This window comes from Streptococcus dentapri (genome assembly GCF_042649885.1).
Taxonomy (GTDB): domain Bacteria; phylum Bacillota; class Bacilli; order Lactobacillales; family Streptococcaceae; genus Streptococcus; species Streptococcus dentapri.
Genome location: NZ_JBHSAC010000057.1, coordinates 1 through 3702, shown reverse-complemented (window position 1 = coordinate 3702; position 3702 = coordinate 1). Strand labels below are relative to the sequence as shown.

Genomic DNA, 3702 nt, shown 5'->3' with positions numbered 1-3702 from the left:
CCATGACTAAAAGAGCAATCGTTTAACAAAAACACTTTATAAATTTTGTACAGAAAACTGTTGCCTTTTCAGTCTTTCACACTCAATTATCGAGTGCTATATCATGTTTTTCCTGCTCTTGTATATATTTCTTAATTATGCCTTCATTAAGACCTACCGTACTGACATAGCAGCCTTCTGCCCAGAAATGGCGATTCCAAAATTTATATTTGAGATTAGCGTGCTTATCAAACATCATAAGAGCACTCTTACCTTTTAAATAGCCCATGAAACTTGATACACTTAATCTTGGTGGAATACTAACTAACATATGAACATGGTCTGGCATCAGATGATCTTCGATATTTCAACACTTTTATAGCTTTATAGCTGCACAATCGTCGGAATATTTCTCCCAAACTACTTCGATATTGATTATAGACAATTTTTCGTCTATACTTAGGTGTGAAGACAAATGTGGTAAAACATAACCACTTTGTGTGTGATAAACTATGTGCCTTTTGCGACATATTTTTCTCCTTTCACTTTACAATAGGCTTGAACACCTTTATTGTATCGTGTTTGGAGTTTTTTGGTATAACCTTTATCGCGCACCCGCATAGCGGGTGGTTTATTTGTCACGCACCTTACGGAGCATGACGGACCTAAAGTCACATACCGATATTACCAGCCAGTTGCGTGATTAGTAAAATATGTTCAATAATTTTTACTTTGTCTAAATGATCAATATCTTTAGAACCACCTAAAGCAAGCAAAGGGACGAAACCGAAGCATTGGTTATAATCCAATTGACCATGCTTCTCAACAGCTTCATGGTAAAAAGAGAGGTCAAAGTGTTTTGTTATATAGTGATTATCAATAAACTGTAAAAATAAATCTAACCCTTTACAAACAATGCTAAAAGCTCCATCTTTATATCGAATAATACCAATATATTCCTGCTCCTCTAAAGTAATCACATCTCCAAAGGCCATCACAAAAATTGGAATAGAAACATCCCCTCTGAAGTAAGTGTTTTGAACTAATTCAGTATAATCCTCTGGATTGATGACTTTGAGATATCCATCAAGAAAAGTTCCTAGACCGTCTTCTTGCTAGATTTGAAGCAACTCTGCCGGAATTGATCTTGATATTTATCAATAATGTCTTGAGGCATATCTGCCACCTTATGAAAATCTTTAATCATCTGTCTCTCTAATAAGTTCATTTAACATTTAAATAAGTATTTTTCAATTGCTATGAGGTCATCTTAGAAGCCATAGCTCGAATCTATTCGTCAACTACATCAATGTGGTATTTCCATTGTGAACCAATAGAAGAGTTAATCACCTTATCTCCCATACCGCTTAATTTAGGGGCATTGCTTTTTGTTTATAATTATACTGAATAAGCTTTGGTGCTGTATCAGAATATCTTGAATTATCATTGCCTAACTAAATGGGTAAGAAAACGCTTCTTATTTTTTGTCATATCACGTTTGGATGATTGTTAAAGAGGCGTTTTTTATGACGGCCTTTAAAGTTTGCGTTAATCATTCATTAAGCTGTTGACTTCCTTTAGGGATATCATGGCTTGGCTGATATTGCTTGTATTGTTTTTCAGGATCCATCTTTGTATTGGGACGATAGTAGCTAGAAAACACTGCAAATACAAAACCGGCCAAGATTACTGTAATCATGAAGGCAACCAGCTGATCACCTGTCTTCAGATGAACTCTTCCTTTCACCGCTTGACGCCACCCCGGATAGGTTTTATCGGCCTGACTAAATAATCTAGCTTTAGGGGCTATTCTAAATCCTAAATAAGCAAATAAAATGGGGGTACTAAACATCATATACTTATTACTATAGACACTTGAAACGTGATTGGTTTCCATCACAATCATCAAAGTAATGGATAAGACGACTACCAACCCAAAGCCAATACTTTCCCAGTGAGATTTTTGGCGCTGTACTCCAAGGTCTAAGAGATAGGCCTGATTATCCTTCGTCAATGCGTCGAAGACAATTTGTTTTGACGACGCTTCTTTTTTGTCTTTATTCATAGCTAGCTCCTTATCTGGTGATCTTAATCAGGGTCTGTTCATCCTGATGGTGGTAGTATACTTGATTGCTGTCCATAAAGCTTTCAGATCGACTGTTAGATTTCTTATAGAAGCTCTGTGAGCCCATCTTCATGGCAATGAGGGCATCCCCAGCTTGTTGTTCAAGATAATTTTTTATGACGCTTGAACGGTTGACAAATGACAGGTTGGTCGCATAGATCAAGTGAACACCAACCCTAATACCCTCTTCATACATGAGGGCAAAGTCGTTGTCATCTAGATGGGTAATCGATAGCAATTGAGCTAAATCTGTAATGAACACAAACCTATCTTGATAATAGTTAGTGTGACGATCCTTAATAATGGTATCCTTCAAGTTATTAAAAGCTTGTCTAAAGGACTCGATCTCATTATGATGATGGTAGGCTTGCCAATCATAGTCATCTACTGCAACATCAAAGACGTCAGCCGTGTCAAAACAGATCAGCTCATCTCGGCTTGGTCTTGCCTTAACCATTTGATAGAGATGCTCAAAAATTCGACGTCGTACCGTTTGTTTCTCCCAAAGAATATGAAGGTGATGGATTTGGCCTTTCTGTATCGAAACGGTTGAGACATCTTCATACTCAAGACCAAGTGGCAACCCTCCTGCTTGAAGGATCGTCTTGGTCTGGTTCCGACTAATAAAGTCCGAAACCCTCAGTACTTCTGGGACAATTGGAACAGCTTCTGGGCGTTCGCCGCTCCAATAGTCATCTAGATTAGCAACTTCATCACGTAAGTTATTCAAGACAGCCATATCATCTTCACCAGAAACCGGCAGAGCCACCTGCATGATTTCAGGATGATTCACCTTAACAAGTCCTCGACCGGGGATATCTTCCATAACCAACTGATGTTTACCAATAAGACCTTTAGTCTCACTGTCATCTGTCATTTTTAGAGCTAAACGACTTTTTATGCTAGCAAGGATAGCATTTTGAACACTGGACGAACGCCCAGTTGTCATGAGTACAAATAAACCAAGACTGGCTCCCTCACGGGCAAGATTGGTTAAGAAATGCGAGAATAGGTCCGATGCCGCTGTTTCTCTAATGCCCTCGTAGTTATCAATAACCACAAAAATCCTTGGCAAATGGTCTTTTGTTTCATATTCGTAAGCAGAAAGAGTGGAAACTAATTCTCTAGCAAAAAGAGACTTCCGCCGTTTGATTTCCTGATTCATTCGCTCAATGAATTTCTGCATTTTTGAAATATGGTCTGTGTAAATAATATCTGCCGAATGTGGCAATTTCAACAGGGGCAATAAACCCATTCGTCCCAAAGTCTAAAAGGTAGATATGGAGATCTTCGGGACTGTTACGCCGCACAAGGTCCATGACAACCGTCTGTAGGAAAGTGGTCTTTCCCATTGCTGGGCCAGAGAATAGGATCAAATGTCCCTGTTCCTCAAAATCATAGGTTGCGGGTATTTGTTTTTGCTCACTTGGAATATCAATGGTTCCATATGTTACCTTGTAATTAGCTGGTAAATCCCAGTCTCTCTCAGTAAGAGAAATTTCAGAGAGATAAATCCGCTCCTCCAATGGCGGCAGCCAAGGCTGGGCCAGCTGGGTGATCTGTCTGTCTTTGGCTACCTGCTCGATATGCTGGACCAC

4 protein-coding genes and 2 pseudogenes are annotated in these 3702 nt (G+C 39.0%); all 6 read right to left on the bottom strand.

Annotated features, from left to right (window positions below; genetic code table 11):
- Window positions 1-82: 82 nt before the first annotated feature.
- Window positions 83-509: pseudogene (gene tnpA / locus ACFOSE_RS07040) on the bottom strand (IS200/IS605 family transposase).
- A gap of 141 nt (window positions 510-650) precedes the next feature.
- Window positions 651-1186 (bottom strand): annotated as a pseudogene (locus ACFOSE_RS07035) (T6SS immunity protein Tdi1 domain-containing protein).
- 83 nt (window positions 1187-1269) lie between these two features.
- On the bottom strand, window positions 1270-1341 hold the full coding sequence (locus ACFOSE_RS07030; protein ID WP_380431985.1) for a polymorphic toxin type 15 domain-containing protein: 72 nt from the start codon (window positions 1339-1341) through the stop codon (window positions 1270-1272).
- 190 nt (window positions 1342-1531) lie between these two features.
- The gene (locus ACFOSE_RS07025) at window positions 1532-2044 is read right to left on the bottom strand and encodes a hypothetical protein (RefSeq protein ID WP_380431983.1); all 513 of its coding nucleotides are present in this window, start codon (window positions 2042-2044) and stop codon (window positions 1532-1534) included.
- A 10-nt stretch (window positions 2045-2054) separates the two neighbouring features.
- Window positions 2055-3359, bottom strand: coding sequence for a hypothetical protein (locus tag ACFOSE_RS07020; RefSeq protein WP_380431981.1), 1305 nt, complete (start codon window positions 3357-3359; stop codon window positions 2055-2057).
- Window positions 3274-3702 (bottom strand): FtsK/SpoIIIE domain-containing protein (locus ACFOSE_RS07015; RefSeq protein ID WP_380431980.1); only part of this gene is annotated, 429 nt, incomplete at its 5' end. The genes ACFOSE_RS07020 and ACFOSE_RS07015, both read right to left, overlap by 86 nt.

Excerpts from the sequence above, each read along its gene's own strand:
- ACFOSE_RS07025 (WP_380431983.1), bottom strand. The coding sequence starts at position 2,044 with ATGAATAAAGACAAAAAAGAAGCGTCGTCAAAACAAATTGTCTTCGAC.
- ACFOSE_RS07020 (WP_380431981.1), bottom strand. The coding sequence starts at position 3,359 with ATGGGTTTATTGCCCCTGTTGAAATTGCCACATTCGGCAGATATTATT.